The following is a 25,523-nucleotide window of genomic DNA, read 5'->3' as shown; positions in this document are numbered from 1 at the left end:
TGGCAGTGGTTTGCGCAAGAAAAGTGCGTCCTCGCATTGTGCCGCAGAGGGCCCTTCATGCATAGCCCCGCGTGAGGGTATAAGGGCTGCTTTCCACGCTGATCGCCCACAGGATTCCCGGAGTCGACAAGCCCGTGACGCCGACCCTTGCCACCGCCGTCGAAACCGAAGCCCCCGCCGTCCCGGATGACGCCGGCGCGACGCCCATGATGGCGCAGTACCTGTCCATCAAGCGCGAGCATGCGGACTGCATTCTTTTCTACCGCATGGGCGACTTCTACGAGCTGTTCTTCGACGATGCCGTCAAGGCCGCCGAGGCGCTGGACATCGCGCTGACCAAGCGCGGCAAGCACGCCGGCGAGGACATTCCCATGTGCGGCGTGCCGGTGCATTCCCACGAGGCGTATCTGGCGAAGCTGATCCGCAAGGGCTTCAAGGTCGCCGTCTGCGAGCAGATGGAGGACCCGGCGGAGGCGAAAAAGCGCGGCGGCAAGGCGCTGGTCCGGCGCGAGGCCGTGCGCATCGTCACGCCGGGCACCATCACGGAAGACAGCCTGCTGGACAGCCGCCGCCACAATTACCTGGCCGCCGTGGCCGATGCCGGCGGTGGGCTCGGGCTGGCGTGGCTGGATGTCTCCACCGGCGCGTTCACCTGCCAGCCGGTGGAGGAGCGCAACCTGACCCACGCGCTGGCCCGCCTGTCGCCCGGCGAGCTTCTGGCCCCCGACCGGCTTTTGCAGAAGGAAAGCCTGTTCGAGGTCTTCGCCGAGTACCGCGACCGCCTCTCGCCCCTGCCGTCGGCGCGGTTCGACAGCACCAACGCGGGCAAAAGGCTCCAGGCGCTGTACGGCGTGCAGGCGCTGGACGCCTTCGGCGGCTTTTCGCGGGCGGAAGTGGCGGCGGCCGGGACGCTGGTCGACTACGTGGAGCTGACCCAGAAGGGCAGGCTGCCCCGCATCGGCGCGCTCAAGCGCATGGGCGAGGGCGCGGCCATGGAGATCGACGCCGCCACCCGCCGTAACCTGGAACTGGCGGAGACGCTGACGGGAGAGCGCAAGGGATCGCTGCTCCAGGTCATCGACCGAACCGTCACCGGCGCCGGCGCCCGCCTTCTGGCCGCCCATCTGGCGGCACCCCTGACGGAGCCCGCCGAGATCGACGCCCGGCTGGACGCCGTGCAGTTCTTCGTCGAGGCGCCGACGGTGCGCGAGGACGTGCGCGACCGGCTGAAGCAGTGTCCGGACGTGGAACGCGCGCTGTCGCGCCTGTCGCTCGGGCGCGGCGGTCCGCGCGACCTGGCGAACGTGCGCGATGCCCTGGGCCAGGTGCCGGGCCTGCGCGTCGCCATCACCGAAAGCGGCCTGGCCGCCGTGCCCAAGGCCCTGTCGGCGGTCTGCGAGCGCCTCGGCCGGCATGACGTGCTGGTGGAGCGCCTGATGCGCGCGCTGGACACCGACCTGCCCATGCTCGCCCGTGACGGCGGCTTCATCGCGGCGGGCTATCATCCGCAGCTGGACGAGCTGCGCACGCTGCGCGACGAGAGCAAGCGGCTGATCGCGGGGCTCCAGGCGACCTACATCGAGCAGACGGGCATTTCCTCGCTCAAGGTCAAGCACAACAACGTGCTCGGCTATTTCCTGGAGGTCCCGGCCAAGCAGGGCGACAAGATGCTGGCCGACAAGGAGGGGCCGTTCCTCCACCGCCAGACCATGGCGAACGCCGTGCGCTTTTCCACGGTCGAGCTGTCGGAACTGGAGGACAAGATCCGTGGCGCTGCCGACAAGGCGCTGGCGCTGGAACTGGAGCTGTTCAAGGACCTTGTGGACGAGGTGCTCAAGCGCGGGCAGGAGATCGCCGACGCCGCGAGCGCGCTGGCCGAACTGGACGTGACGGCGGGGCTGGCGGAACTGGCCGTTGACCGTCGATACGTCCGCCCCGTGGTGGAGCAGGGAACGGCGTTCGACATTCGCGGCGGCCGGCATCCGGTGGTGGAAGCGGCGCTGGAACGCGCCGGCGACGGCCCCTTCGTCGCCAACGACTGCGACCTTTCGCCCGAGCAGCGGCTGTGGCTCATCACCGGCCCCAACATGGCGGGCAAATCCACATTCCTGCGCCAGAACGCGCTGATCGCCATCCTGGCGCAGATGGGCGCCTTCGTGCCGGCCGAGAGCGCGCGCATCGGCGTGGTCGACCGCCTGTTCTCCCGCGTCGGCGCGGCGGATGATCTCGCGCGCGGGCGGTCCACCTTCATGGTGGAAATGGTGGAAACCGCCGCCATCCTGAACCAGGCGACCGAACGCTCGCTGGTGATCCTGGACGAGATCGGGCGCGGCACGGCCACCTTCGACGGCCTGTCCATCGCCTGGGCGACGGTGGAGAACCTGCACGAGGCCAACCGTTGCCGCGCCCTGTTCGCCACCCACTACCACGAGTTGACGGCCCTGACCGCCCGGCTCGGCCGCCTGTCCTGCCACTCCATGCGGGTGAAGGAATGGCAGGGGGAGGTGGTCTTCCTGCACGAGGTCGCCGCCGGGGCGGCCGACCGCTCCTACGGCATCCACGTCGCGCGGCTGGCGGGGCTGCCGCCGGCGGTGATCGCGCGGGCCGAGGAGGTTCTGGAGACGCTTGAGTCGGGCGAGCAGTCCTCGGCCATCACCAAGCTGGCCGACGACCTGCCGCTGTTCGCCGCCATGGCCGCCCGGCCGGAGCCCAAAAAAGCCGCCGCCGCCGCCGAGCCGCCGCCGCCCTCGCCGGTGGAGGAGGCGCTGAAGGCCATGGACCCCGACAGCCTGACCCCGCGCGAGGCGCTGGAGCAGCTCTACCGCCTGAAGGGGATGCTGTAGAGCGCGAGGCATCTTGCCGGCCGGTGCGGTTCGGGCATACTCGGCCCTTTCTTCGGCCGGAGGTCCGCCCATGCGCGGCGTGTTGCTGGTTGCCCTGGTGCTTCTGCTGGCCCCCGCCGCCCGCGCGGCCGACGGCTTTCCCGAGACGGTGGACGTCTTCCACGGCACGCTCGGCCTGGAGGTGTTGACCGACCAGTTGCACTACCCGTGGAGCGTCGTCTTCCTGCCCGACGGCGACATGCTGGTGAGCGAAAAGCATCCCGGCCGCCTGCGCCGCGTCGCCATGGACGGCACGGCGGGTCCCGCGCTCGACGGCCTGCCGCCCATCTATGCCGAGGGCAACGGCGGCCTCCTGGGGCTGGCGCTCGACCCGGACTTTCCGGCCAACCGCCGCATCTACTTCGCCTACAGCGAAGCCGGCGAGGGCACTGGCACCTGGGGCAACAACGCCGACGAAACGCAGGAGGCCGGGCTGAACGTCGCCCGCGCCGTGCTGCACGAGGACCGCGTTTCGGACGTGGAGGTGATCTTCCGCCAGACGCCCAAGGTGGCCGACGTGCGGGACTTCGGCGGGCGGCTGGCCTTCGCGCCGGACGGCTCGCTGTTCATCGGCACCGGCGACCGCTTTCTGCAGGACGGCGTGCAGGACCTGTCCACCACGGTCGGCAAGCTGATCCGCATCAACCCCGACGGCAGCGTGCCGGCCGACAACCCCTTCGCCGGCCGCAAGGATGCCGAGCCCGCCATCTGGTCCTTCGGTCATCGCAACATCCTGGGGCTGGCGGTGCATCCCGACACGGGGGCGGTGTGGGAACTGGAACTGGGGCCGCTGGGCGGCGACGAGTTGAACATTCCCGCCGCCGGCGCCAACCACGGCTGGCCGCTGGTGAGCTGGGGCCGCCACTACGAGGGGCAGGCGATCCCGTCGCCGTCCACCCGCCCCGATCTGGCGGATGCGATCTTTCACTGGACGCCGGTCATCTCGCCCTCGGGCATGGCCTTTTACTCGGGCACGGGCGCCGGCGTGACCGAGTGGGCCGGCAACCTGCTGCTGGGCGGCCTGTCGTCGGAGTCCCTCACCCGCCTGACGCTGTCCGGCGCGCGGGTGGTCGGGGACGAGCGCATCCATCTCGGCACCCGCATCCGTGACGTGGCGGAGGGGCCGGACGGGGCGCTCTACCTGCTGACCGACGAGTCCGACGGCAAGATCGTGCGGGTGACGATGCAGGAGCGGGCGGCGAAACCCGCCCAATGATCGGGATGCGGCGGTTGTTGCGCGCGCAATCGTCACGCCTTACCTTTCCAGGTAAGCCGAAAAATAGCCGCCCGGGGACCTGTATGGGGGCGGTGCGCGCAGTTGGGGGTATCATGAACACGGATCCGGTCGCGGATCGCGCGACGCCATGGCCGGTGCCGCCGGGCGTGCTCGTGCGCGCGTTGGCAGAGTGCTCGGGGCTGATCCACGACCGGCGCGACTGGACGCGCGCGGTCGATTCCATGCTGGCGACGGTGGGGCGGGTCACCGGAACCTCCCGCGTGTGGATCTTTCAGACGCTGGAGGTGACGGAGACCGAGGTCGTCCAGGACTACATCTTCGAATGGGCCGTATCCGCGCCGGTGGCGCAGCAGCACCTCAAGCGCTTCCGCCTGTTCCGCACGGAAATGGTGGCGCCGGACTACCGCGCCCTGGTGCAATCGCGGCTGCGCGGCGAGAGCACGGCCTTCCTGACCCGCGACCTTGCACCCGGCAGCCACCTGCGCAAGGACATGGACAGCCAGGCGATCCGCGCCATGGCCACCGTGCCCATCATGCTCGACGGCGGATGGTGGGGGACGCTCGGCCTGGACGACTGCGCGCGCGAGGTGCCGTGGAGCACCGAGGAACTGCACTTCCTGCGCACCTGCGCCGATCTGATCGGGGCGCTGATCCACCGCCAGCGGCTGGATGACCGCACGCGCCAGCTTGCGGTGCTGGATGCCTCGGCCCACAGCGGCGTGTGGGACTGGGCGTTCGATCCGGGGCGGCTGTGGTGCTCGGACGCCTTCTACCGCCTGCTAGGCTACCCGCCGCCGTATCCCAAGATGGCCCTGCGCAGTCTGCTCCACCATCTGGCGCCCGACCATCGCGAGGCCCTGATGGACCGCGTGCGCCGCTGCACCGTCGGCACCAGCGATTCCTTCCGGCTCGACGTTCAGGTAAGCACCCGTGGCGGTTCGCGGGTGTGGTGGGAACTCCGTGCCGATGCCGAGCGAGACGCCGACGGCCGCCTGAAGCGCATCGCCGGGCTGGCGCTGGAGATCACCTCGCGCAAGCACGTCGAGCACTCCCTGCGGGACGCCGCCGACACCGACCCGCTGACGGGCGCGCTGAACCGCCGGGGCTTCGAGACGGTCGCCGCCCGGCGCTTGACCGCGACCCAGAAGCCGGAGTCGCTGCAACTCGTGGCGCTGGACATCGACCATTTCAAGGCGGTGAACGACACCTACGGCCACGCCGTCGGCGACGTGGCCCTGCGCGCGGTGGCGGCGCGCGTGAGCGCTCACCTGCGCGCCGCCGACCTGCTGGCGCGCGTCGGCGGCGAGGAGTTCGCCATCCTGCTGCACGGCGGCCCGGAGGCGGCGGAATCGGCGGCCGAACGAATCCGCGGCGGAATCGCCGCCGAGCCGGTGGACTGCCTGGAGGAAGGCGGCCCGCCGGCCGGCCTGGGCCTGACGGTCAGCCTGGGGGTCGCGACCTTCGAGGCGGGGGAGGGGCTGAGCGGCGCCCTGAAACGCGCCGACGCCGCCCTTTACGCCGCCAAACGGGCCGGCCGCAACCGCGTGATCCGCGCCGAGTGCATGGCCCACATGGGCGCGGCGTGAGGGCATGTTGACGCTGGGGGAACATGCGCTGTCCCCCTTCCTCAAAGCCCCGGTCGCCACGCATCCTCGATGTGCTTCGGCGCCTTGCCGGGCGTCACCAGCATGACGTCGAAGCGGCAGTCCAGCTCCGCCAGGTCGGGATGCAGCGCCAGGAACAGCTCCGCAGCACGGGCGATGCGTTGCTGCTGGCGCGGGGTGACGCTTTCCGCCGCGTCCGTTTCCGCCTCGCGCGCCTTGACCTCGATGAACGCCAGCACCCTGCCGCGCCGGGCGATCAGGTCGATTTCGCCGGCGCCCTGGCCGCGCGGCGGGCGGAAGCGTTCGGCGACCAGGGCCCAGCCCGCCGCCTCCAGCGCCGCCACGCAGGCGGCTTCCGCCGCGCGGCCGCGGGTTTCGGCGGCGCGGCGGTCCTTGACGGAGCGCGCCGCCGGGCGGCGGAACAGCGGCAGCGCCATGCCTCAGCCCTTCGCCAGTTCAAGCGCCCGGGCGTAGACGGCGCGTTTCTTCAGGCCCGTCGCGGCGGCCACGGCGGCGGCGGCGTCGCGCACGCTCTCCCCGCGGTCGAGGGCGGCGCGCAGCATGGCGTCCAGGTCCTCTTCCGTCGCGGCCTCGGCGGGCGCGGGAGGACCGACGACGACCACCACCTCGCCTTTGGGGGCGGCCTGGGCGGCGTAGCGAGCGGCAAGGTCGGCCAGCGTGCCCCGGCGGGTTTCCTCGTACAGCTTGGTCAGTTCGCGGCAGACGGCGGCCTCGCGGCCCGCGCCCAGCACCTCGGCCATGTCGGCCAGGCTGGCGGCGAGGCGGCTCGGGCCCTCGTAGATGACCAGCGTGGCGCCGATGCCTGCCACCTCGGCCAGCCAGTCGCGGCGGGCCTTGGTCTTCTGGGGCGGAAAACCGCAGAACAGGAAGCGGTCCGATGGCAGCCCGGCCACCACCAGCGCCGCCAGCGCCGCCGAGGCGCCCGGCAGGGGAACGACCTTCAGGCCTTCCTCCACCACCGCGCGCACCAGCTTGTAGCCGGGATCGGACACCAGCGGCGTGCCGGCGTCGGAAACCAGGGCGACGGCGCCGCCGTTTTTCATCCGCTCGATCAGCTTCGGGCGGGCGGCTTCGGCGTTGTGCTCGTGATAGGGCGTCAGCGGCGTCTGGATGTCCAGGCGGCGCGCCATGTTGCCGGTCACGCGCGTGTCCTCGCAGGCGATGACGTCGGCGCCTTTCAGCGTCTCCAGCGCGCGCAGGGTGATGTCGCCCAGGTTGCCGATGGGGGTCGCCACCACATACAACCCCGGGGGGAGACGATGCCTTTCGCCTTCCCCTCGCCTCAATGCGCCGCTAGGCTTGGGCCCAGTCGCGCCGTTACCGGAGGAGGTTGCCCGTGCCCCGCGCGGATCATCGTCAGCGCTTTCGTCTTCTGCCATCGTTCGCCGTCCTGGCACTTGTGTCGGTGGTGTCCGCCTGTGCGCAGCAACAGATAGCACCCGAACAGCCCCGGGTGGAAGCGCCGCGCCAGGCGCCGCCCGCCCAGCGCGCCGAGCCCGCGCCGCCGCCGCCCACCGAGGTGGAGGACGGATATCGCCGCGTCGCCCTGCTGGTGCCGCGCTCGGGCCGCGCCGCGGACGTCGGGCAGGCGCTGCTCAATGCCGCGCAGATGGCGGTGTTCGACGTGGCCGACGACCGCTTCGTGCTGCAGCCCTACGACACCCGGGGCACGACGGAAGGCGCCCGCGCCGCCATGGACAAGGCGCTGAGCGAGGGCGCGCAACTCGTCCTCGGTCCGCTGTTCGCCGACAACGTCCGCGCCGTGGCCCCGCAGGCCCAGGCGGCGGGGGTGAACGTGGTCAGCTTCTCCACCGACACCTCGGCGGCGTCCGACAACGTCTACGTCATGGGCCTGTTGCTGACCGAGCAGGCCGAAGCCCTGGTGCGCTTCGCCCGCGGCCAGAACATGGACCGCTTCGCCGTGCTGGCGCCCTCCACCGCCTACGGCCGCGCCATGGCCGAGGCGCTGCGCGACGTCACCGCGCGGGCCAATGCCGCCGTGGTGCAGGTGGAATACTTCAATCCGGACGGCGCGCCGGACGAGGCCATCAAGCGCCTGACCAATCCGTCGGCCTCGCAGGCGGCGCTGGAGCGCCAGAAGCAGGAACTGGCGGCCAATCCCGACCCGGTGGCGCAGCGCGCCCTGCAGCGCCTGCAGCAGATCCAGGGGTCGGGCGACATCGGCTTCCAGGCCCTGCTGCTGCCCGAGAGCGGCCAGCAACTGCGCGAGGTTGCGGCCCTGCTGCCCTACTACGGCGTGCGGCCCGAGCAGGTGCAGTACATGGGCACCATGCTGTGGAACGACGACCGCCGCCTGGGCCAGGAGCCCGCGCTGGTCGGCGCCGTCTTCCCCGCACCCTCGCCGCAGAGCAACGACTATTTCACCCGCCGCTACGGCAACGCCTACGGCTCCACGCCGCCGGCCATCGCCAACGTGGGCTACGACGCCACCGCGCTCGCGGCCGTGCTGGCCAAGCGCAATGAAACCTCTCCCTTCGACGCCCGCGCGCTGACCAACCCGGAAGGCTTCGTCGGCGTCGACGGCCTGTTCCGCCTGCGCCAGGACGGCACCGTGGAACGCGGCTTCGCCATCCTGCGCGTCACCCGCGACGGGGCGCAGGTGGTGGCACCGGCGCCCGAAAGCTTCCCCGGCGCGGCCGGAAGCTGAGGCAGCGGCGTCGCGCCCTTGGCACGGTGGAGGGATGCGAGGCGGCACGCCCCCGCATCCCGTTTCGTTCCGGGGCGGTGCGGAAGGCCGTCGGCAGGCGCTCAGGCGGGCGCTTTGCGAATGACAGATGGCCGTGGTGGACCCCGGCCTTCGCTGGGATGACGGTCATTTTTTGTATTCTGAGCAGCCGTCATTCCTGCGAAAGCAGGCCGATGGATTCACATTTCAATGTGCAACACCGAGGCCCGCGCCGGCGCCTCAGTCGTCGGTTCCGGTGCCCTTTTCCTCCGGCCCTTCGTACCACTGCGGCCACTGGCGCGCGACGATGGGGCCGTCGGCGGCGAGCGCGTGGCAGGTGTCGATGATCCGGGGACGTTCCGCCAGGCCCTTGTTCTCGCCGGTCTTTTCACGCTCGGCATACATGGTCTGGAAAGCCGTCGTCGCCATGGGACCGAGCAGCATTTCCACCAGATGCGTGCAGCCGTGCCGGCCGCCCAGCCGGGCGCGGACGTCCTTGCGGAAGCCGGGCCCGATGTGCAGGCCCTCCAGCTTGGCGAAATCCGGATTGATGTCCTTGCAGATGGTGAAGGGGCCGTAATCCGTCACCGCTTCCGCCGATCGGATCAGCATGGTGCGGTCGATGGTCAGGCGCAGCCACATGCCGTGCAGGGGCTCGCCCGCCTCGATGCGGCCGCGGTCCTGGTTGGAAAAACCGTAGGTCTTGGTGTCGACCAGATGGCCCTCGATGTCGTACAGCCCGTCCTCGCGGCGGAAGCCTTCCACCTGGACGGTCCGCGTGTGCTGCTTCTCGCGGGCGACGGTCGGCGGGGTCAGCGGCATGGGCTTTGGCTCTCCAGGATGCGGCACGAGGCGCAGGGACGCCGACCATCATGGTCGGGCTTTCCGTTTACGTCAACGTCATGACGTTTTCGCCCGCCGTCAAGGGGCGCACGCGCAACGGCCGCCGGTCCGGTGCGGAGCGGCGGCCGTCGTCCGGTGCGGCGGAAGCGCCGTCAGGCGGGCGCAGTGCCGTAGTTCTCGCCGAAGATGTAGGCGTCGCGGTTGCGGATGTCGCTTTCCAGTTCAGACTGCACGACGGCGTAGAGGTCGCGGATGGACACCATGCCGACGGGCTTGCCGTCCCTGACCACCGGCAGGTGGCGGTAGTTGTGGTCGCGCATCATCTTCAGCGCAGTCATGGCCGGATCGTCCGCTTCCAGGGTATCGGGGTCGGCGGTCATGATTTCTTCCACCCGCGTCGTCTGCGGGTCCACGCCCCGGGCGACGGCGCGGGCGGCGATGTCACGTTCCGTCATGATGCCGATCAACCGTTCGTCGCGCACGATCATGACGGCCGCGATGTTGCGGTCGCGCATCAGTTCGGCGGCGGTGCGCACGGTGGTTTCCGGCGCGACGATGGACAGGGTCTGCTCGCGTGGAATGATATCCGGAACGATCTTCGCCATGGCGCTCTCCCTGACAGCCTGAGACCTGTGTGTCGTGTGTTCGCTGTGCCTTTTATCCGGCGCACGTCTTTCGCGTTGCATTGCGAAACTTCAGTGTGCCAGCGCACAAGCGGGCGTCAAGAAAATTACCGAGCGGCGCACTAAGGAATTAGTGCATCCCTAAAAGGGTGGCAGGCGTGGCCGGCCGATCATTCCGAGGGCTGGGCCGTGTCCTCGTCGTGCTTTTCCTCCTCGGCGACCGGCGTGACGCGGATGGAAGTGATCTGGTTGCGGTGGCGGCGCAGCACCTCGAACCGGAAGCCGTGGAACAGGAAGGTCTGGCCGGGATCGGGGATGGAGCGGCTTTCATGCAGCACAAGGCCCGCGATGGTGGCGGCTTCCTCGTCGGGCAGGTCCCATTCGAACTGCCGGTTGAGGTCGCGGATGGTGACCCCGCCGTCGATGACGAAGGACCCGTCGGGCTGCGGCCGCACGCCCGAGACGGCGATGTCGTGCTCGTCGGAAATCTCGCCGACGATTTCCTCCAGGATGTCCTCCAGCGTCACGATGCCCAGCAGGACGCCGTATTCATCCACCACGATGGCGAAGTGCTCGCGGCGCTGGCGGAAGGCCTGCAACTGGTCCAGCAGGCGCGTGGCGTCGGGGATGAACCACGGCGGCGAGGCGATGGCGACGATGTCCAGGTCGGAGATGTCGCCGGAATGCGCCTCGACGGCGCGCAGCAGCGCCTTGGCGTGCAGGATGCCGACGATGTTGTCGGACTTGCCGCGCCACAGCGGAATGCGGGTGTAGGGGCTGGCGAGCACTTGGCGCACGATGTCGGACGTCGGCTGGTCGGCGTCGATGGTGACAAGCTTCCCGCGCGGCACCATGATCTCCGACACCTCCACGTCGGCCAGGTCCAGCACGCTGCGCAGCATGGCCCGCTCGTGCGCGATGACCTTCTCGCCGCCGGCCTCGGCGGCCTGCGCCGTGTGCATTTCGATGGCGCCGCGCAACTCGGCCAGCGCCATGGAGGAGGTGTGCGGCCGCTCGCCGCCGCCGACCACCTTCAGCGTCACCGAAACCATGCCCTGGATAACGCTGGTCAGCGGCTGGAAGACCATCACCAGCACCCGCATGATCGGAGCCACGCCCAGCGCCATGCGGTGGGTGTGCGTCAGGGCGTAGGTCTTGGGCAGGATCTCGGAAAAGATCAGGATCAGGATGGTCATGACCACGGTGGCCATGGCCACGCCGCTCTCGCCGAACAGCCCGATCAGCACGCTGGTCGCCAGGGCGGAGGCCAGGATGTTGACCAGGTTGTTGCCAAGCAGGATGGTCGCGATCAGACGTTCGCGCTTGATGAGCAGGTTGTTGGCGATGGCGGCGCGGCTGTCGCCCTTGCGCTCAAGCTCGCTGATCAGGGGGCGCGACGCGGCGGTCAGAGCCGTTTCGGAGCCGGAAAAAAATCCGGAGAGGACAAGGCAGACCAGGATCGCGACGATGGAAACGATCATGGCGGTGGTCATGGCGGAACCGTCCTCGGCTAGGCGGAGAGGGGTGGCGGCAGGGGTGAACGGTCAGGAGGCGGCGACGGCGTCGGCCACGGTGGCGCGCAGGGCCTCCGGCGCCACGTCGCGGGTGAGGAACGCCTGGCCGATGCCGCGCGCCAGCACGAAGGTCACCTTGCCCTCGGCGACCTTCTTGTCCGACGCCATGTGGGCGATCAGGCGGTCGGTGTCCAGGCGCGCACCCTCCAGGCGCGGCGGCGTCACCGGCAGCCCCACGGCCGCCAGGTGGGCGCGCACCCGCGCGGCGTCCTCGGCCGGGCAGAGGTCGAGCCGGGCCGACAGGTCGAAGGCCATGACCATGCCGATGGCGACGGCCTCGCCGTGCAGCAGCGTGCCCCCGTAGCCGCATTCGGCCTCCAGCGCATGGCCGAAGGTGTGACCCAGGTTCAGCAGCGCCCGGCGGCCGCCCTCGCGCTCGTCCTCGGTCACCACGCGGGCCTTGGCGGCGCACGAGGTGAGGATGGCGGCGCGCCGCAGGGCCTCGTCGCCCGCGATCAGCGCCGCGCCGTCGCGTTCCAGGCGCTCGAAGAAGGCGGGGTCGTCGATCAGGCCGTACTTCACCACCTCGGCATAGCCGGCCAGCAGCTCGCGCCGGTCCAGCGTCCCCAGGGTGTCCGTGTCGATGAGCACCAGGCGCGGCTGGTGGAAGGCGCCCACCAGGTTCTTGCCGAACGGCGTGTTGATGCCGGTCTTGCCGCCGACGGAACTGTCCACCTGCGACAGCAGCGTCGTCGGCACTTGCACGAAGTCGACCCCGCGCAGCAGGGCGGCGGCGGCGAATCCCGCCAGGTCGCCCACCACGCCGCCGCCCAGGGCGACGACGGTGGTCGCCCGCTCGCACCGGGCCTCCAGCATGGCGTTGAGCAGGCGCTCGAAAATGGCGTAGCTCTTGGATGCCTCGCCGGGCGCGACGATGTAGGCGTCGTGGCGGATGCCGGCGGCGTCCAGGGTGCCGGTCAGGGTGCCCAGGTGCAGGCCGGCCACCGTCTCGTCGGTGACGATGAACACCCGCTTCTGCCGCAGCACCGGCGCCATCAGCCTTCCGGCATCGTCCAGCAGGCCGGCACCGACGAGGATGTCGTAGGACCGGTCGCCCAGGTCCACGCGCAAGGTTTCCGGGGCGGCGGAAGGATCAGCGGAAACGGCAGTCACGGATTGGTCTCCACGGGTTCGGGCGGGGGCGAATCGTTGGCGTCCAGCCAGTCGCGCAGGGCATCGAGCACGCGGCCGGTGGTGGTGTCGGGACTTTCCTCGCCGGCATCGACGGTCACGTCGGCGGTTTCATAGACGGGATAGCGCTGGGCCATCAGGCTTTCCAGCTTGGCGCGCGGGTCGCCCTGGTTGAGCAGCGGCCGGTGGCCCCGACCGGCGGTGCGGCGCACCAGCAGGTCCAGGTCGGCGCGCAGCCACACGCTGATGCCGCGCCGCTTGATGCGCCGGCGCGTCTCCGGGCACATGAAGGCGCCGCCGCCGGCCGCCAGAACGCAGACCGGGCCGTCCAGCAGCCGCGCCATCACCTTGCGCTCGCCCTCGCGGAAGGCCTCCTCCCCCAGGGTCGCGAAGATGTCGGCGATGGACTGGCCGGCGGCCTTTTCCACCTCGTGGTCGGCGTCGATGAAGGGGACGTGCAGGCGCTGCGCCAGCCGCTTGCCGACGACGCTCTTGCCCGCGCCCATCAGCCCCACCAGCACCACGGTGCGCGGCAGGGTCAGCGGGCCCGTGCCGTCGGGGGTGATCCAGCCGGTGCTCAACTGTGTCCTCCGTCGCCGCGTTGCGCCGGATTCGCCAAGGGATTAGACTGCCGTGCGGTTGCCATAATCGGTTCCTATAGCACACCGCGACCGGGCTGTCCCGGCCCTGGTCAAAGGTTTTCGAACACGCCTGCCGCCCATCTGGAACCTGTCCGCCGGATCGTGAGGACGTCTCCCCCATCATGCGCACTTTGTCCCGCATTCTCATTCTCCTTCTGCTCGCGGTGATCGTCGCCGGCGTCGGCTTCCTGGCGACCTGGGAAATGCCGCCCCCGACCGAGCGCATGGAAAAGGTGATCGACAATGACCGCTTCCAGAACCGCTAGGGCGGCAGCCGCCTTCGGCTTGGCGGTCCTGGCCGCTGCCGCTGCCGCTGCCGCTCCGGCGCTGGCGGAGACGGCGGGGCCGGTGAGCCTGTTTCCCGGCGCCGGTGGCGGGGCGGACGCGCCGTCCGCCGCCGCGCCCACCGCACCGGACGAGCCGTCGGTCCTGGCTGACGGCGCCATCGCGGTGCAGCCGCTGGACCGGATCAGCCTGGCCGCCGTCGGCGCGCTGGACGGGGCGGAAAGCGGCCTGCCGCACGACCTGTGGGCCGGCACGCCGGCACCGCTGGCCGCGACGCTGGTGACCAAGCTGCCCGTCGGCGCGCCGTCGCCGGTCATGCACGGGTTGATGACCCGCCTTCTGGCCGCCACCGCCGGCGCGCCCGAGCCCGCGGCGGGCCGCGCGGCAGGGCCCGATTTCCTGGCCGCGCGCATCGAGGCGCTGCGCCAGCTCGGCGCCGTCGATCTGGCGCTGAAGCTGGCCGACGCGGCGCCCGAGGCCGCGCGGACCGAGGCTGTGCGCCGGGCGCGGCTGGACGTGATGCTGACGCAGGTGTCCGCCGATCCCGAAATGCCGCTGCCGGCGCCGCTGTGCCAGGCGGCGCGGGAGGGGCTGGCAGCCTTCGACGGCCCCTACTGGCAGAAGGTGACGGCGGTCTGCGATCTTGCCACGGGACGCGAGGCACCGGCGCAGATGGCCATGGCCATGCTGCGGGAGACGGGGCACGAGGACCCGGCCTTCTTCTATCTGGCCGACCGCCTGAGCAACGTGACACCGGCCTCGCTGGAGGCCCTACCGGCGCCCGAGCCGCTGACGCTCGCCATGGTCCGCCGTGCCGGCGATCGGCTGCCCGAGGATGCCCTGTCGTCGACCGCCGCGCCCTGGCTCGCCGCCGCCGTGGCGGCGGGCGGACCGGGCTCGGCCGCCGAACGGCTGGCCGCCGCCGAGCAGGCCGCCGCGGCGGGCGCGCTGGATGCGGCCGGGCTGGCCGACGCCTACCGCGCGGCCGATTTTTCGGTGCAGGAGATGCAGGAGCCGCTGGGCAACGGTCCCGCCACTGCGCGCGAGCGGGCGCGGCTGGCGCGGTTGGCGGCGCTTCAGGAGACGCCGGCGCTCAAGGCCGAGGCCCTGGACGCCGCGCTCGCCGCCGCCGCAGGGGAGCCGGTGGAGATCGCCACCGCCCGCCTGCACGCCGACGCCATCGCGGCCCTTGCGCCGGCGCCGGAACTGGCGTGGTTCGCCCCGTCCGCCGTCCGCGCCCTGCTGGCGGCGGGGCGGGTGGAGGCGGCGGGCCCGTGGATCGACGCCCTGGCGCAGATGCGCGGCGGTGCGGCGGCCCGCGACCGGGCGCTTCTGGCGGCGCTGGTGCGGGTGGCGGTCGCGCCCTCGGACGGCACGGGGCCGGCCGTCGGCCGCCTGCTGGCGGAGTGGCGGGCGCTGCGGGCGGCGGAGGCCGAGGATCACGGTGCCGACCTGCCCCTGCTCGACCGCCGGCACACGCTGCTGCTCGGGCTGCTTCAGGCGATGGGCGAGCCGATCGGGGCGGGCGCCTGGCAGCCGGTGCTGCTGGACGCCATTGTGGACGCCGCGCCGGCCATGCCCGACGCCGCCATCCTGCGCGCCCTGGACGGCGCCGCCGCCGAGGGCCGCGTGGGCGAGGTGGTGGCGCTGGCGCTCATCGCCATCGGCCCGGACGGACCCGACGCCGTCCACCCGGAGGCCCTGTTCCGCGCCGTCGCGGCGCTCAAGGCCGTGGGGCTGGAGCGTGATGCCCGCGCGCTGGCGCTTGAGGCCCTGGCGGCGGCGGGGGTGTGACGGCGCCCATGATCGACCGCCACGTCGAACGCTTCCTTGAAATGATGGTGGCCGAGCGGGGTGCGAGCCCGCGCACGGTGGATGCCTATCAGCGCGATCTTGCGGACCTGGGCGGCTTCCTGGCAGCGCGGGGCAAGGGCGCCGAGGCGACGGAGGCCGAGGACCTGCGCGCCTATCTGGCGCGGCTGGCCGATGCGGGCATGGCGACACGCACCGTCAACCGGCGCCTGTCGGCGTTGCGGCAGTTCTTCCGGTTCCTGTTCGCCGAAGGGGTGCGCGGCGACGATCCCAGTTCGACCATCCAGACCGTGCCCATGGGCCGCTCCCTGCCGAAATACCTGTCGGAAGAGGAGGTGGAGCGCCTGCTGGCCGCCGCCAAGGCGCTGGAGGGCGCGCGCGGCGTGCGGGCGACGGCGCTGATGGAAATCCTTTACGCCACGGGGCTGCGTGTCTCGGAACTGGTCTCCCTGCCGCTGGCGGCAGTGGCGCGCGATCAGGCGGTGCTGGTGGTGCGCGGCAAGGGCAACAAGGAACGCATGGTGCCGCTGACCGATGCCGCCCGGGCCGCGGTGCGGGAGTGGATTCCCGTGCGCGACGGCCTGCTGGGCGACAAGAAGGCGGCGCGGAACCGCTGGCTGTTTCCGTCCCGCGCCAGGGACGGCCACCTGACGCGCGACGGCTTCACCAAGATGCTGGTCGACATTGCGGTGGCGGCCGGGCTGCCGCCGTCCAAGGTCTCGCCCCACGTGCTGCGCCACAGCTTCGCCAGCCACCTGCTGGCCCACGGCGCCGACCTGCGCAGCGTGCAGCAGATGCTGGGCCACGCCGACATCTCGACGACGCAGATCTACACCCATGTGCTGGACGAGCGCCTGAAGCGGCTGGTGAACGAACACCATCCCCTGGCGGGCTGAAAAAGGGCATCAGCCGAATCCCAGCGCGCGACGGCGCAGCCGCCGGCCGGTGCCTGAGGGCAAGCAGAGTCAATACATGACAGGCGCGGCCTTGGCTTCTATAGTCCGGCCCGCCGCACCGCCCGGAGGCTGTGACCAGGCGGACGGAATTTGGACACGCTCGAAGGCAAGGACCAGGCGCATGACCAGTGAAAAGATCGGTGTGATGATCTGCGGGCACGGCAGCCGCGATACAGGGGCCGTGGAGGAATTCAACCAGCTTGCCGTGCACCTGCGCGAACGGCTGCCGCAGTACCCCGTGGAAAGCGGCTTCCTGGAGTTCGCCCGCCCCATCCTGCGCGACGGCATGGAAAAGCTGCGCGAGCAGGGCGTCACCCGCATTCTGGCCGTGCCCGGCATGCTGTTCGCCGCCGGCCACGTCAAGAACGACCTGCCGTGGGAGGTCAACGCCTTCGGCGCGGAGTACCCCGACATCACCATCGAGTTCGGCCGCGAACTTGGCATCGACACCAAGCTTCTGAAGGCCGCCAAGGCCCGCATCGAGGAGGCCGAGGCCGCCTGCGCCACGCAAGTGGACCGCAAGGACACCCTGCTGATGGTGGTCGGCCGCGGCACCAACGACAGCGACTCGAACTCCAACATCTCTAAGGTTGCGCGCATGCTGTGGGAAGGCATGGGCTTCGGCTGGGCGGAAGTCTGCTATTCCGGCGTCGCCCACCCGCGCGTGGATGCGGGGCTGGAGATGGCCTCGCGCCTGGGCTTCAAGCGCATCATCGTTTTCCCCTACTTCCTGTTCACCGGCATCCTGGTGCGCCGCATCTACGACCAGACGGACGGCGTGGCCGCCAGCCACCCGGACGTGGAGTTCGTGAAGGCCGGCTACCTGAACGACCACCCGCAGGTCATCGAGACCTTCGTGGAGCGGGTGACCGACATTCTGGGCGGCAACGTCGCCATGAACTGCCAGCTGTGCAAGTACCGCGAGCAGGTCATCGGCTATGAGGGCGAGGTGGGCGCCGTGCAGGCCGGGCACCATCATCATGTGCGCGGCATCGGCACCGACGGCGACCATGACCATCACCATCATGGTCATGGTCATGGTCATCATCACCACCACCATCATCATCACGACCACGGCCATTCGCACGACCCCGAGAAGGCCGAGTAGCGCCGGGACACCTTCATCATGACCGACGGGCGTTACCAGTACCTGCGCGATCCCGCCGCCATCTACGCCGAGTCCTTCGCCGCCATCGAGCGCGAGGCCGACCTGTCGGTCGTGCCCGAGGACCTGCGGCCGCTGGCGGTGCGGGTCATCCACGCCTGCGGCATGACCGACGCCGTCCACGATCTGGCCGCCGACCCGCACGCCGTCTCGGCGGCGCGGGCGGCGCTGGTGGCCGGGCATCCGGTGCTGACCGACGTGGAGATGGTGGCGCGCGGCGTGATCTCGCGCCGCCTGAAGGGGCCGGTGGTCTGCACCCTGAAGCGGCCCGAGGTGGACCTGATCGCCCGTCGTCACGGCACGACCCGCTCGGCGGCGGCCGTCGACCTGTGGCGGGACAAGCTGTTCGGCGCCGTGGTCGCCATCGGCAACGCGCCGACGGCCCTGTTCCGCCTGCTGGAGCTGCTGCACGAGGGCGCGCCGCGCCCGGCGGTCATCCTGGGCTTTCCGGTGGGCTTCGTGGGCGCCATCGAGAGCAAGGAGGCGCTGATCGAGGACGCGCCCAAGCTGGGGGTCCCCTTCATAACGCTGCGCGGCCGGCGCGGTGGCTCGGCCATGGCGGCGGCGGCGGTGAACGCTCTGGCGGCGCCGCTGTCGGTGGAGCAGGAGGAACGCCGGTGACCGTCCCCTGGCTGACCGTCGTCGGAATCGGCGAGGACGGGCTAGCCGGCCTGTCGCCCGCCGCCCGCGCGGTGATCGACGGCGCGGCGGTGCTGGTCGGCGGGGCGCGGCATCTGGCGCTTGCAGCCTCGACGGATGCAGAATGCATACAATGGACCACGCTGGACGAGACGCTGGCCGCCATCGAGGCCCGGCGCGGATCGGCCGGCGTCGTGGTGCTGGCGAGCGGCGACCCCATGGTCTATGGCCTGGGTGCCACCCTGGCCCGGCGCTTCGACCCGGCGGAGATGGTGGTGCTGCCGCATGCCTCCGCCTTCAGCCTCGCCGCCGCCCGCATGGGCTGGCCGTTGCAGGACTGCCGGCTGCTGACGGTCCACGGCCGCCCGCTGGAGGGCCTGATCCCGCACTTTTCCCCCGGCGCGCGCCTGCTGGTGCTGTCGGCGGACGGAACCAGCCCGGCGGCCGTGGCGGATTTGCTGACCCGCCACGGCTTCGGGCCCTCGACCATGACGGCGCTCTGGCACATGGGCGGCCCGCGCGCGGGGCGGCGCGAGGGTGCGGCCGAGACCTGGACGGCCGAGCCCGTTCCCGACCTCAACACCCTTGCCGTCACCGTCGAGGCCGCGCCGGACGCCCGCGTGCTGCCGCGCACGCCGGGGCTGCCCGACGATGCCTTCCGCCATGACGGGCAGCTCACCAAGCGCGTTGTCCGCGCCGCCACCGTCTCGGCCCTGGCCCCCCTGGCGGGGCAGGTGCTGTGGGACATCGGCGCCGGCTGCGGGTCCGTCGCCATCGAATGGATGCGGGCCGCCGAGGGCGGCCACGCCGTCGCCATCGAACATCACGCCGGCCGCCGCGCCATGATCGCCGAGAACGCCGCCACGCTGGGCACGCCGGGCTTGCGCGTCGTCGCTGGCGAAGCCCCCGCTGTTCTGGCCGAGGCAGGACCGGCGCCCGATGCCGTCTTCGTCGGCGGCGGCGTTTCGCGCGAAGGAATGCTGGACGCGGCGTGGGACGCGCTGAAATCGGGCGGCCGCCTTGTGGCCAACGCGGTGACCGCCGAGGCCGAGGCGCGGCTGCTCGACCGCCGCGCCGCCTGGAACGGCACGCTCACGCGGATTGCCGCGACCCACCTGAAGGAAACCCCCGGCGGCCTGCATGTGTGGGACGCGCTGGCGCCGGTGACGCAGCTTGTGGCGGTGAAACCATGACGGCTCCCGGCACCCTGTACGGCCTGGGCGTCGGCCCCGGCGACCCGGAACTGGTGACGCTCAAGGCGCTGCGGCTCTTGCGCGCCTGTCCCGTCATCGCCTGGCCCGCCAACCCGGAAGGCCGCTCCATGGCGCGCGCCGTGGTGGCGGAGTGGATTCATCCCGGCAAGATCGAGGTCCCCATCGTCATGGACTTCGTCTCGAAGGGGCGCGAATCGGCGCTGGCGGCCTATGACGCCGCCGCCGACACCCTGGCGGGCCATCTGGCCGAGGGCCGCGACGCCGCCGTGCTGTGCGAGGGCGATCCGCTGTTCTACGGATCGTTCATGTACCTGCTGGAGCGGCTTTCCGGGCGTTTCCCCGTCTCGGTCGTCCCCGGCATCACCAGCGTCGCCGCCTGTGCCGCCGTCGCCGCGCGCCCCGTCGTTTCGCTGGATGAAGGCCTGACCGTCCTGCCCGCGACGCTTCCCGAGGATGCCCTGCACGCGCGCCTCGCCGCGACCGAAGCCGCCGCCGTGATGAAGCTCGGCCGCCACCTGTCCAAGGTCGCCGCCGTGCTCGACCGGCTGGGCCGCGCCGAGGGTGCGGTGGTGGTGGTGCGCGCCGGCCACCCTGACCAGCGCGTGCTCACCCTGCCCGAGGCGCTCTCCGAGGGCGTCCCCTATTTTTCCCTTTTGCTGACCCGGAACCGCCCATGACCTCGCCCGCGCCCGTCCTGCTCTGCCTGAACGACACCGGCCTCGCCCTGGCCGCGCGCCTGAAGGCCGCCGCCCTGCCCGATGCCGAGGTCCACGGCCTGCGCGGTCGGGCGGACGGCGCCGATGTCGCCTTCGACGACACCATGGCCCACGTCCGCGCCCTGTTCGCCGCCGGCCGGCCCCTCGTCGGCGTGTGCGCAAGCGGCATCCTGATCCGGGCCGTGGCGCCGGTGCTGGGCGACAAGCAGGCAGAGCCGCCGGTGGTCGCCGTGGCGCAGGACGGATCGTGCGCCGTGCCGCTGCTGGGTGGCCACCACGGCGCCAACGCGCTGGCCCGCCGCATCGCCGAGGCATTGGAGGGCGCGGCCGCCGTCACCACCGCCGGCGACGTCACCCACGGCGTCGCCCTGGACGAACCGCCCAAGGGCTGGAGCCTCGCCAACCCCGCCGCCGCCAAGCCCGTCATGGCCGCGCTCGCCGCCGGCCAGCCGGTGACGGTGGAGGGGAATGCGCCCTGGCTCGCCCCCTTGCTCCAGGCCGACGATGCCGCCCACGTCATCCGCGTGACGGAGCGGCTGGATGCGGGGGCGGACGCGCTGGTGGTGCATCCGCCGGTGCTGGCCGTCGGCGTCGGGTGCGAGCGCGGCGACGATCCGGCCGAGGTGGCGACGCTGGTCAGCGACACGCTCGCCCGCGCCGGGCTTTCGGAACAGGCGGTCGCTTGCGTCTGCTCGCTCGACCTGAAGGCCGACGAAGCGGCGGTGCGCGCCGTCGCCGCCATGCTGGGCGTGCCGGCCCGCTTCTTCACAGCCGAGGAACTTGAGCGCGAGACCCCGCGCCTGCAAACCCCCTCCGACGTGGTCTTCGCGGAAGTCGGCTGCCATGGCGTGTCCGAGGGCGCCGCTCTCGCCGCCGCCGGGCCGGATGCGACCCTCATCGTCCCCAAGAAGAAGACCACCCGCGCCACCTGCGCCGTCGCCCTCTCCCCCACGCCCATCGACGCCGGTTCCGTCGGGCGCGGCCTGGGGCGGCTGACGGTGGTTGGCATCGGCCCCGGCCAGGACGGCTGGCGCACGCCCGCCGTCTCCGCCGCCGTGGCGGGCGCGACGGACCTGGTGGGCTACGGCCTGTATCTCGACCTTCTCGGCCCGGCCGCAAAGGGCAAGACCTGGCACCAGTCCGACCTGGGCGCGGAGGCCGACCGCGCCCGCGCCGCCCTCGACCTGGCCGGCCAGGGCCGCGACGTGGCGCTGGTGTGCTCGGGCGACGCAGGCATCTATGCGCTGGCGACCCTGGTGTTCGAGCTGATCGCGACGGAAGCCAACCCCGCCTGGCGCTTCGTGGACCTGACGGTGGAGCCCGGCGTGTCCGCCATCCAGGCCGCCGCCGCGCGGGCCGGCGCGCCCATCGGCCACGACTTCTGCACCATCAGCCTGTCGGACCTTCTCACCCCGTGGGAGGTCATCGACGCCCGCCTGCACGGCGCGGCGGCGGGCGATTTCGTGGTGGCCTTCTACAATCCGGTCTCCAAGCGCCGGCGCGACCATCTGGCGCGGGCGCGCGACGTGCTGCTGACCGGCCGCCCCGGCACGACGCCGGTGGTGCTGGCCCGCAACCTGGGCCGGCCGGACGAGACGGTCACCTTCACCACCCTTGCCGAACTTTCGCCCGATATGGCCGACATGCTCACCCTTGTGATGGTCGGCAACCGCGAAAGTCGCCTCGTTGAGCAGGGCGGGCGCGTTTGGCTTTATACGCCGCGCGGCTACGCGGCCAAGCTGACCGCCATCGGAGACGCTCAACCGGCAGGAGAGTGACACCATGACCCGATCCGCTTCCGTCCTGATCCTTTCAACCGCGCTCGCAGCCCTGCTGACCGCCGCCGCCCCCGCCATGGCCGCGCCGCCGGAGGGCAAGGGCAAGCCCGACCACGCCGGCGGCCCCTCCAAGGGCAACGGACCCGGCAACGACGCCATGGTCGCGCCGCTGAAGAAGGGCGAGGCCAGTGTCGGCGACATCATCCTGGACACCGTGCTGACGGAGGTGGAGCGCCGCCTCATCCGCGACTACTTCGCCGGCACCGACCGCTCCAGCCTGCCGCCGGGCCTTGCCAAGCGCGACCAGTTGCCGCCCGGCCTCGCGCGCCAGGTGCAGCGCAACGGCACCCTGCCGCCGGGCCTGGACCCCGACCCGCTGCCCCGCGACCTGATCGACCGCCTGCCCCGCCGGGGCCAGGGCATCGAGCGCGTGGTGGTGGGCTCCGACGTCATCCTCATCGAGCAGGGGACGCGGCTCATCCTCGACATCATGGAGAACGTACTGTCGTCATGACCGTCCATTTCATCGGCGCCGGTCCCGGCGCGCCCGACCTCATCACCGTGCGCGGCCTGAAGCTGATCCAGAAGTGCCCCGTGGTGCTCTACGCGGGCTCCCTGGTGCCGGCCGAGGTGGTGGCGGAAGCGCCCGAAGGGGCCAAGGTGGTCGACACCGCCCCCCTGCACCTGGACCAGATCATCGCGCTGATGGAAGAGGCCCACGCGGCCGGCCACGACGTCGCCCGCGTGCACTCCGGCGACCCCAGCCTCTACGGCGCCATCGCCGAGCAGATCCGGCGGCTGGAGCGGTTAAGCATCCCCTACGACGTGACCCCCGGCGTGCCGGCCTTCGCGGCGGCGGCGGCGGAGCTGTGCCAGGAACTCACCCTGCCCGACGTCAGCCAGTCCATCGTGCTGACGCGCACGGCCGTGCGGTCGTCGGCCATGCCCAACAACGAAACGCTGGCCGCCTTCGGCGCCACGGGCGCGACGCTGGCCCTGCACCTGTCGGTCAACAACCTGAAACACGTGATCGACGAGCTGACCCCCCACTACGGCGCCGACTGCCCGGTGGTGGTCATCTACCGCGCCACCTGGCCGGACCAGCAGGTAATCCGCGGGCGGCTTTCGGACATCCGCCCCAAGGTGAAGGAGTCGGGCATCACGCGCACCGCACTCATCCTGGTGGGGCGGGTGCTGGAGGAAGGCGGGACAGAGTTCACCGACAGCCGCCTGTATGCCGCCGACCATACGCATGTTCTGAGGCCGAAGGCCGGCTGACGCAGCTTCCGGGGGCTTCCGCCCCCGGAGCCCCCGATCGAGAGGCACAGCCTCTCGAACTCTCCAGTTTTTTGTTTAGTAACAGAAGACTGGGAGGTTTGGAGGGCTGCGCCCTCCAAGCGGGGTTCGGGGCCGCGGCCCCGAGCGCGCAGCGCTTGTTGAAAGAAATGGAATGGACGCCTTGTTCGCCGCCGATGCCGGAACCCTCGTGGCCCTGATCGCCGCCCTGCTGGCGACGGGCGTGGTGGCGGGTGTTCTGGCGGGGTTGCTGGGGGTGGGCGGGGGCATCGTCATCGTGCCCATGCTCTACCACCTGTTCACCCTGATCGGCGTGGACGAGGGCGTGCGGATGCATGTGGCCGTCGGCACGTCGCTCGCGACCATCATCCCGACGTCCATCAGCTCCATACGCGCCCACTGGAAGCGCGGCTCGGTGGACGTGGATTTGCTGAAACGCTGGGGGCCGTGGGTCTTCGCCGGCGTGGTGATCGGCACGGTGGTCGGCGGCAACGTGGGCGGCGCGGTGCTGACGGGAGTTTTCGCCTCCGTGGCCCTGCTGGTCTCTGCCAACATGGCCTTCCGGAAAGAGGGCTGGACCCTGCGCGCCGCCCTGCCGGGCCTGCCGGGACAGGCGGCCATGGCGACGGTGATCGGCGGGATATCGGTGATGATGGGCATCGGCGGCGGCACGCTCTCGGTGCCGACCCTATCCGCCTTCGCCTATCCCATCCGCCGCGCGGTCGGCACGGCGGCGGCGATCGGCCTGATTATCGGCGTGCCGGGCGCCATCGGCTTTTTGGTGTCCGGCATGGGGGCGAAGGGCCTGCCGCCGGGAACGATCGGCTACATCAACCTGATCGGCTTCGCGGTGATCGTGCCGTGCACGGTGCTGGCAGCACCCCTGGGTGCGAAGATCGCCCACACCATCAACCCGAGGATGCTGCGGGCGGCGTTTGCGCTGTTCCTCTTCGCGACGGCGGCGCGGATGATCTACGGTCTCGCCACCTGACCTACTTCTGGAAGCAGTTGTCCACCAGTTGCTCGAACGCCCGGGCGCGGTGGCTCATGGCGTGTTTCTTTTCGGGCTCCATCTCGCCGAAGGTGATGGTGTGGCCCTCGGGCCGGAAGATCGGGTCGTAGCCGAAGCCCTTCGTGCCCGCCGGCGGCCAGGTGATCACCCCGTCCACCGTGCCCTCGAACACCTCCGTATGACCGTCCGGCCAGGCGAGGCACAGGGCGCAGACGAAATGCGCGCGCGGGTCGTCCTTGCCCACCATTTCCGTGTTCACGCGCTTCATTGCGATGCCGAAGTCCTTCCCAGGTCCCGCCCAGCGGGCCGAGTAGATGCCCGGCGCGCCGTCCAGCGCGTTCACCGACAACCCGCTGTCGTCGGACAGCGCGGGCAGCCCGGAGGCCTCCGCCGCCGCCTTGGCCTTCAGGATGGCGTTCTCGGCGAAGGTTGCGCCCGTCTCCTCGGGCTCGGGCAGGTTCAGTTCGCCGGCCGACACCGCTTCCACGCCGAAGGGGCGCAGCAGGTCGTTGATTTCGCGCACCTTGCCGGGGTTGTGGCTGGCGACGACCAGGCGGCCGCCCTCGAACTTGCGTGCCATGCGTCTGACGCTCCCTCAGTCCAGGCCCAGCGCCGCGCGCTGCTTGGCGGCCAGTTCGGCGATGCCGGCCGTCGCCAGGTCCATCATGGCGGTGAGCTGGCTCTGCTCGAAGGGGTGTTCCTCGGCGGTGGTCTGCACCTCGACGATCAGTCCCTTGGCGGTCATGACGAAGTTGGAGTCGGCGTCGGCGCTTGAGTCCTCGGCGTAATCCAGGTCCAGCACCGGCGTCCCTTTGTAGATACCGCAGGACACGGCCGCCACCTCGTCGGTCATGGGCACGGCCGACAGCACGCCCAGGCTCACCAGCTTCTGGAAGGCCTGGTACAGCGCCACATAGCCGCCGGTGATGGAGGCGCAGCGGGTGCCGCCGTCGGCCTGGATGACGTCGCAGTCCACCTTGATCTGCATCTCGCCCATGCCCTTGAGGTTCACCACCGAGCGAAGGGAACGACCGATGAGGCGCTGGATTTCCTGCGTGCGGCCGGACTGCTTGCCGCGTGCGGCCTCGCGGTCGCCGCGGGTGTGGGTGGCGCGCGGCAGCATGCCGTATTCAGCGGTCACCCAGCCGCGCCCCTGGCCGCGCAGCCAGGGCGGCACGCGCTCGTCCACGCTGGCGGTGCACAGCACATGCGTGTCGCCGAAGCGGATGAAGCACGAGCCCTCGGCGTGCTTGGCGAATCCCGGTTCCAGGGTGACGGGGCGAAGGGCGTCGGCGGCGCGGCCGGAGGGTCGCATGAAGGGGGTCCTTTCACTGGGGGGCCGGGAAGACCCGGCGGAATCCGTTGCTCCGCAGGCTAGCGCCTCCCACCGCGCTTGAAAAGGCCGCGC

24 protein-coding genes are annotated in these 25,523 nt (G+C 71.2%); 15 read left to right on the top strand and 9 right to left on the bottom strand.

Annotated elements, in window-relative coordinates:
• The first annotated feature begins 206 nt into the window (after positions 1-206).
• The 3 genes from mutS (at position 207) to LG334_RS00240 (ending at position 5,705) form a co-directional block, all read left to right on the top strand.
• A complete protein-coding gene (gene mutS / locus LG334_RS00250; protein WP_404386436.1) occupies positions 207-2,843 on the top strand; it encodes a DNA mismatch repair protein MutS in 2,637 nt (878 codons plus the stop codon).
• 70 nt (positions 2,844-2,913) lie between these two features.
• Entirely contained in the window at positions 2,914-4,098 is a 1,185-nt protein-coding gene (locus LG334_RS00245) for a PQQ-dependent sugar dehydrogenase (RefSeq protein WP_404382160.1), read from the top strand.
• 113 nt (positions 4,099-4,211) lie between these two features.
• Complete coding sequence (locus LG334_RS00240) at positions 4,212-5,705, top strand: diguanylate cyclase (protein ID WP_404382158.1); 1,494 nt, start codon at positions 4,212-4,214, stop codon at positions 5,703-5,705.
• Positions 5,706-5,746: 41 nt separating this feature from the next.
• Here the strand turns inward: LG334_RS00240 and LG334_RS00235 are convergent, their stop codons facing one another.
• The gene (locus tag LG334_RS00235) at positions 5,747-6,160 is read right to left on the bottom strand and encodes a YraN family protein (RefSeq protein ID WP_404382156.1); all 414 of its coding nucleotides are present in this window, start codon (positions 6,158-6,160) and stop codon (positions 5,747-5,749) included.
• A 3-nt stretch (positions 6,161-6,163) separates the two neighbouring features.
• A complete protein-coding gene (gene rsmI / locus LG334_RS00230; RefSeq protein ID WP_404382154.1) occupies positions 6,164-6,988 on the bottom strand; it encodes a 16S rRNA (cytidine(1402)-2'-O)-methyltransferase in 825 nt (274 codons plus the stop codon).
• A gap of 92 nt (positions 6,989-7,080) precedes the next feature.
• Here rsmI and LG334_RS00225 point away from each other — a divergent pair, with 92 nt between their 5' ends.
• On the top strand, positions 7,081-8,412 hold the full coding sequence (locus LG334_RS00225) for a penicillin-binding protein activator (RefSeq protein ID WP_404382152.1): 1,332 nt from the start codon (positions 7,081-7,083) through the stop codon (positions 8,410-8,412).
• Between the two features lie 258 nt (positions 8,413-8,670).
• On the opposite strand, the gene LG334_RS00220 is transcribed toward LG334_RS00225, so the two are convergent.
• The 5 genes from LG334_RS00220 to LG334_RS00200 all read right to left on the bottom strand — a co-directional run bounded on the left by LG334_RS00220 (position 8,671) and on the right by LG334_RS00200 (position 13,107).
• A complete protein-coding gene (locus LG334_RS00220) occupies positions 8,671-9,252 on the bottom strand; it encodes a DUF2889 domain-containing protein (protein WP_404382150.1) in 582 nt (193 codons plus the stop codon).
• Positions 9,253-9,425: 173 nt separating this feature from the next.
• Entirely contained in the window at positions 9,426-9,878 is a 453-nt protein-coding gene (locus LG334_RS00215) for a CBS domain-containing protein (protein WP_404382148.1), read from the bottom strand.
• Positions 9,879-10,066: 188 nt separating this feature from the next.
• Entirely contained in the window at positions 10,067-11,389 is a 1,323-nt protein-coding gene (locus LG334_RS00210; protein ID WP_404382146.1) for an HlyC/CorC family transporter, read from the bottom strand.
• A gap of 51 nt (positions 11,390-11,440) precedes the next feature.
• Positions 11,441-12,583 (bottom strand): 3-dehydroquinate synthase, encoded by a 1,143-nt coding sequence (gene aroB, locus LG334_RS00205; RefSeq protein ID WP_404382144.1) that lies wholly within the window; start codon positions 12,581-12,583, stop codon positions 11,441-11,443.
• Complete coding sequence (locus tag LG334_RS00200) at positions 12,580-13,107, bottom strand: shikimate kinase (RefSeq protein WP_404386434.1); 528 nt, start codon at positions 13,105-13,107, stop codon at positions 12,580-12,582. Before LG334_RS00200 ends, aroB begins: the two co-directional genes overlap by 4 nt.
• Positions 13,108-13,364: 257 nt before the next feature.
• Here LG334_RS00200 and LG334_RS00195 point away from each other — a divergent pair, with 257 nt between their 5' ends.
• The 11 genes from LG334_RS00195 (at position 13,365) to LG334_RS00145 (ending at position 24,094) form a co-directional block, all read left to right on the top strand.
• Positions 13,365-13,508: a hypothetical protein gene (locus tag LG334_RS00195; RefSeq protein WP_404382142.1), complete on the top strand. Its 144-nt coding sequence runs from the start codon at positions 13,365-13,367 to the stop codon at positions 13,506-13,508.
• Positions 13,486-15,321, top strand: a complete 1,836-nt coding sequence (locus LG334_RS00190; protein ID WP_404382139.1) for a hypothetical protein — start codon at positions 13,486-13,488, stop codon at positions 15,319-15,321. Before LG334_RS00195 ends, LG334_RS00190 begins: the two co-directional genes overlap by 23 nt.
• A gap of 8 nt (positions 15,322-15,329) precedes the next feature.
• Positions 15,330-16,235: a site-specific tyrosine recombinase XerD gene (gene xerD / locus LG334_RS00185; RefSeq protein WP_404382137.1), complete on the top strand. Its 906-nt coding sequence runs from the start codon at positions 15,330-15,332 to the stop codon at positions 16,233-16,235.
• A gap of 181 nt (positions 16,236-16,416) precedes the next feature.
• Positions 16,417-17,403 carry a sirohydrochlorin chelatase gene (locus LG334_RS00180; RefSeq protein ID WP_404382135.1) on the top strand — a complete coding sequence of 329 codons (987 nt, stop codon included), beginning with the start codon at positions 16,417-16,419 and terminating at the stop codon, positions 17,401-17,403.
• A gap of 18 nt (positions 17,404-17,421) precedes the next feature.
• On the top strand, positions 17,422-18,081 hold the full coding sequence (locus LG334_RS00175; protein WP_404382133.1) for a precorrin-8X methylmutase: 660 nt from the start codon (positions 17,422-17,424) through the stop codon (positions 18,079-18,081).
• Positions 18,078-19,292, top strand: a complete 1,215-nt coding sequence (gene cbiE, locus LG334_RS00170; RefSeq protein ID WP_404382131.1) for a precorrin-6y C5,15-methyltransferase (decarboxylating) subunit CbiE — start codon at positions 18,078-18,080, stop codon at positions 19,290-19,292. Before LG334_RS00175 ends, cbiE begins: the two co-directional genes overlap by 4 nt.
• A complete protein-coding gene (gene cobI / locus LG334_RS00165) occupies positions 19,289-19,990 on the top strand; it encodes a precorrin-2 C(20)-methyltransferase (protein ID WP_404382129.1) in 702 nt (233 codons plus the stop codon). Before cbiE ends, cobI begins: the two co-directional genes overlap by 4 nt.
• Positions 19,987-21,807, top strand: a complete 1,821-nt coding sequence (gene cobJ / locus LG334_RS00160) for a precorrin-3B C(17)-methyltransferase (protein WP_404382127.1) — start codon at positions 19,987-19,989, stop codon at positions 21,805-21,807. The genes cobI and cobJ overlap by 4 nt, the downstream gene beginning before the upstream one ends.
• Positions 21,808-21,811: 4 nt before the next feature.
• Positions 21,812-22,321: a hypothetical protein gene (locus tag LG334_RS00155; RefSeq protein ID WP_404382125.1), complete on the top strand. Its 510-nt coding sequence runs from the start codon at positions 21,812-21,814 to the stop codon at positions 22,319-22,321.
• Complete coding sequence (gene cobM / locus LG334_RS00150) at positions 22,318-23,085, top strand: precorrin-4 C(11)-methyltransferase (protein ID WP_404382123.1); 768 nt, start codon at positions 22,318-22,320, stop codon at positions 23,083-23,085. Before LG334_RS00155 ends, cobM begins: the two co-directional genes overlap by 4 nt.
• Positions 23,086-23,257: 172 nt before the next feature.
• Positions 23,258-24,094, top strand: coding sequence for a sulfite exporter TauE/SafE family protein (locus tag LG334_RS00145; RefSeq protein ID WP_404382121.1), 837 nt, complete (start codon positions 23,258-23,260; stop codon positions 24,092-24,094).
• 1 nt (position 24,095) lies between these two features.
• Here LG334_RS00145 and rdgB read toward each other — a convergent pair whose 3' ends face one another.
• The gene (gene rdgB, locus LG334_RS00140) at positions 24,096-24,695 is read right to left on the bottom strand and encodes an RdgB/HAM1 family non-canonical purine NTP pyrophosphatase (protein ID WP_404382119.1); all 600 of its coding nucleotides are present in this window, start codon (positions 24,693-24,695) and stop codon (positions 24,096-24,098) included.
• Between the two features lie 15 nt (positions 24,696-24,710).
• Positions 24,711-25,430, bottom strand: coding sequence for a ribonuclease PH (gene rph / locus LG334_RS00135; RefSeq protein ID WP_404382117.1), 720 nt, complete (start codon positions 25,428-25,430; stop codon positions 24,711-24,713).
• Positions 25,431-25,523: the final 93 nt, after the last annotated feature.

Source organism: Caenispirillum salinarum (assembly GCF_044803115.1).
In the GTDB taxonomy this organism is placed as follows: Bacteria; Pseudomonadota; Alphaproteobacteria; order Rhodospirillales; family Rhodospirillaceae; genus Caenispirillum; species Caenispirillum salinarum_A.
This window is presented reverse-complemented; position numbering and strand designations above follow the sequence as displayed.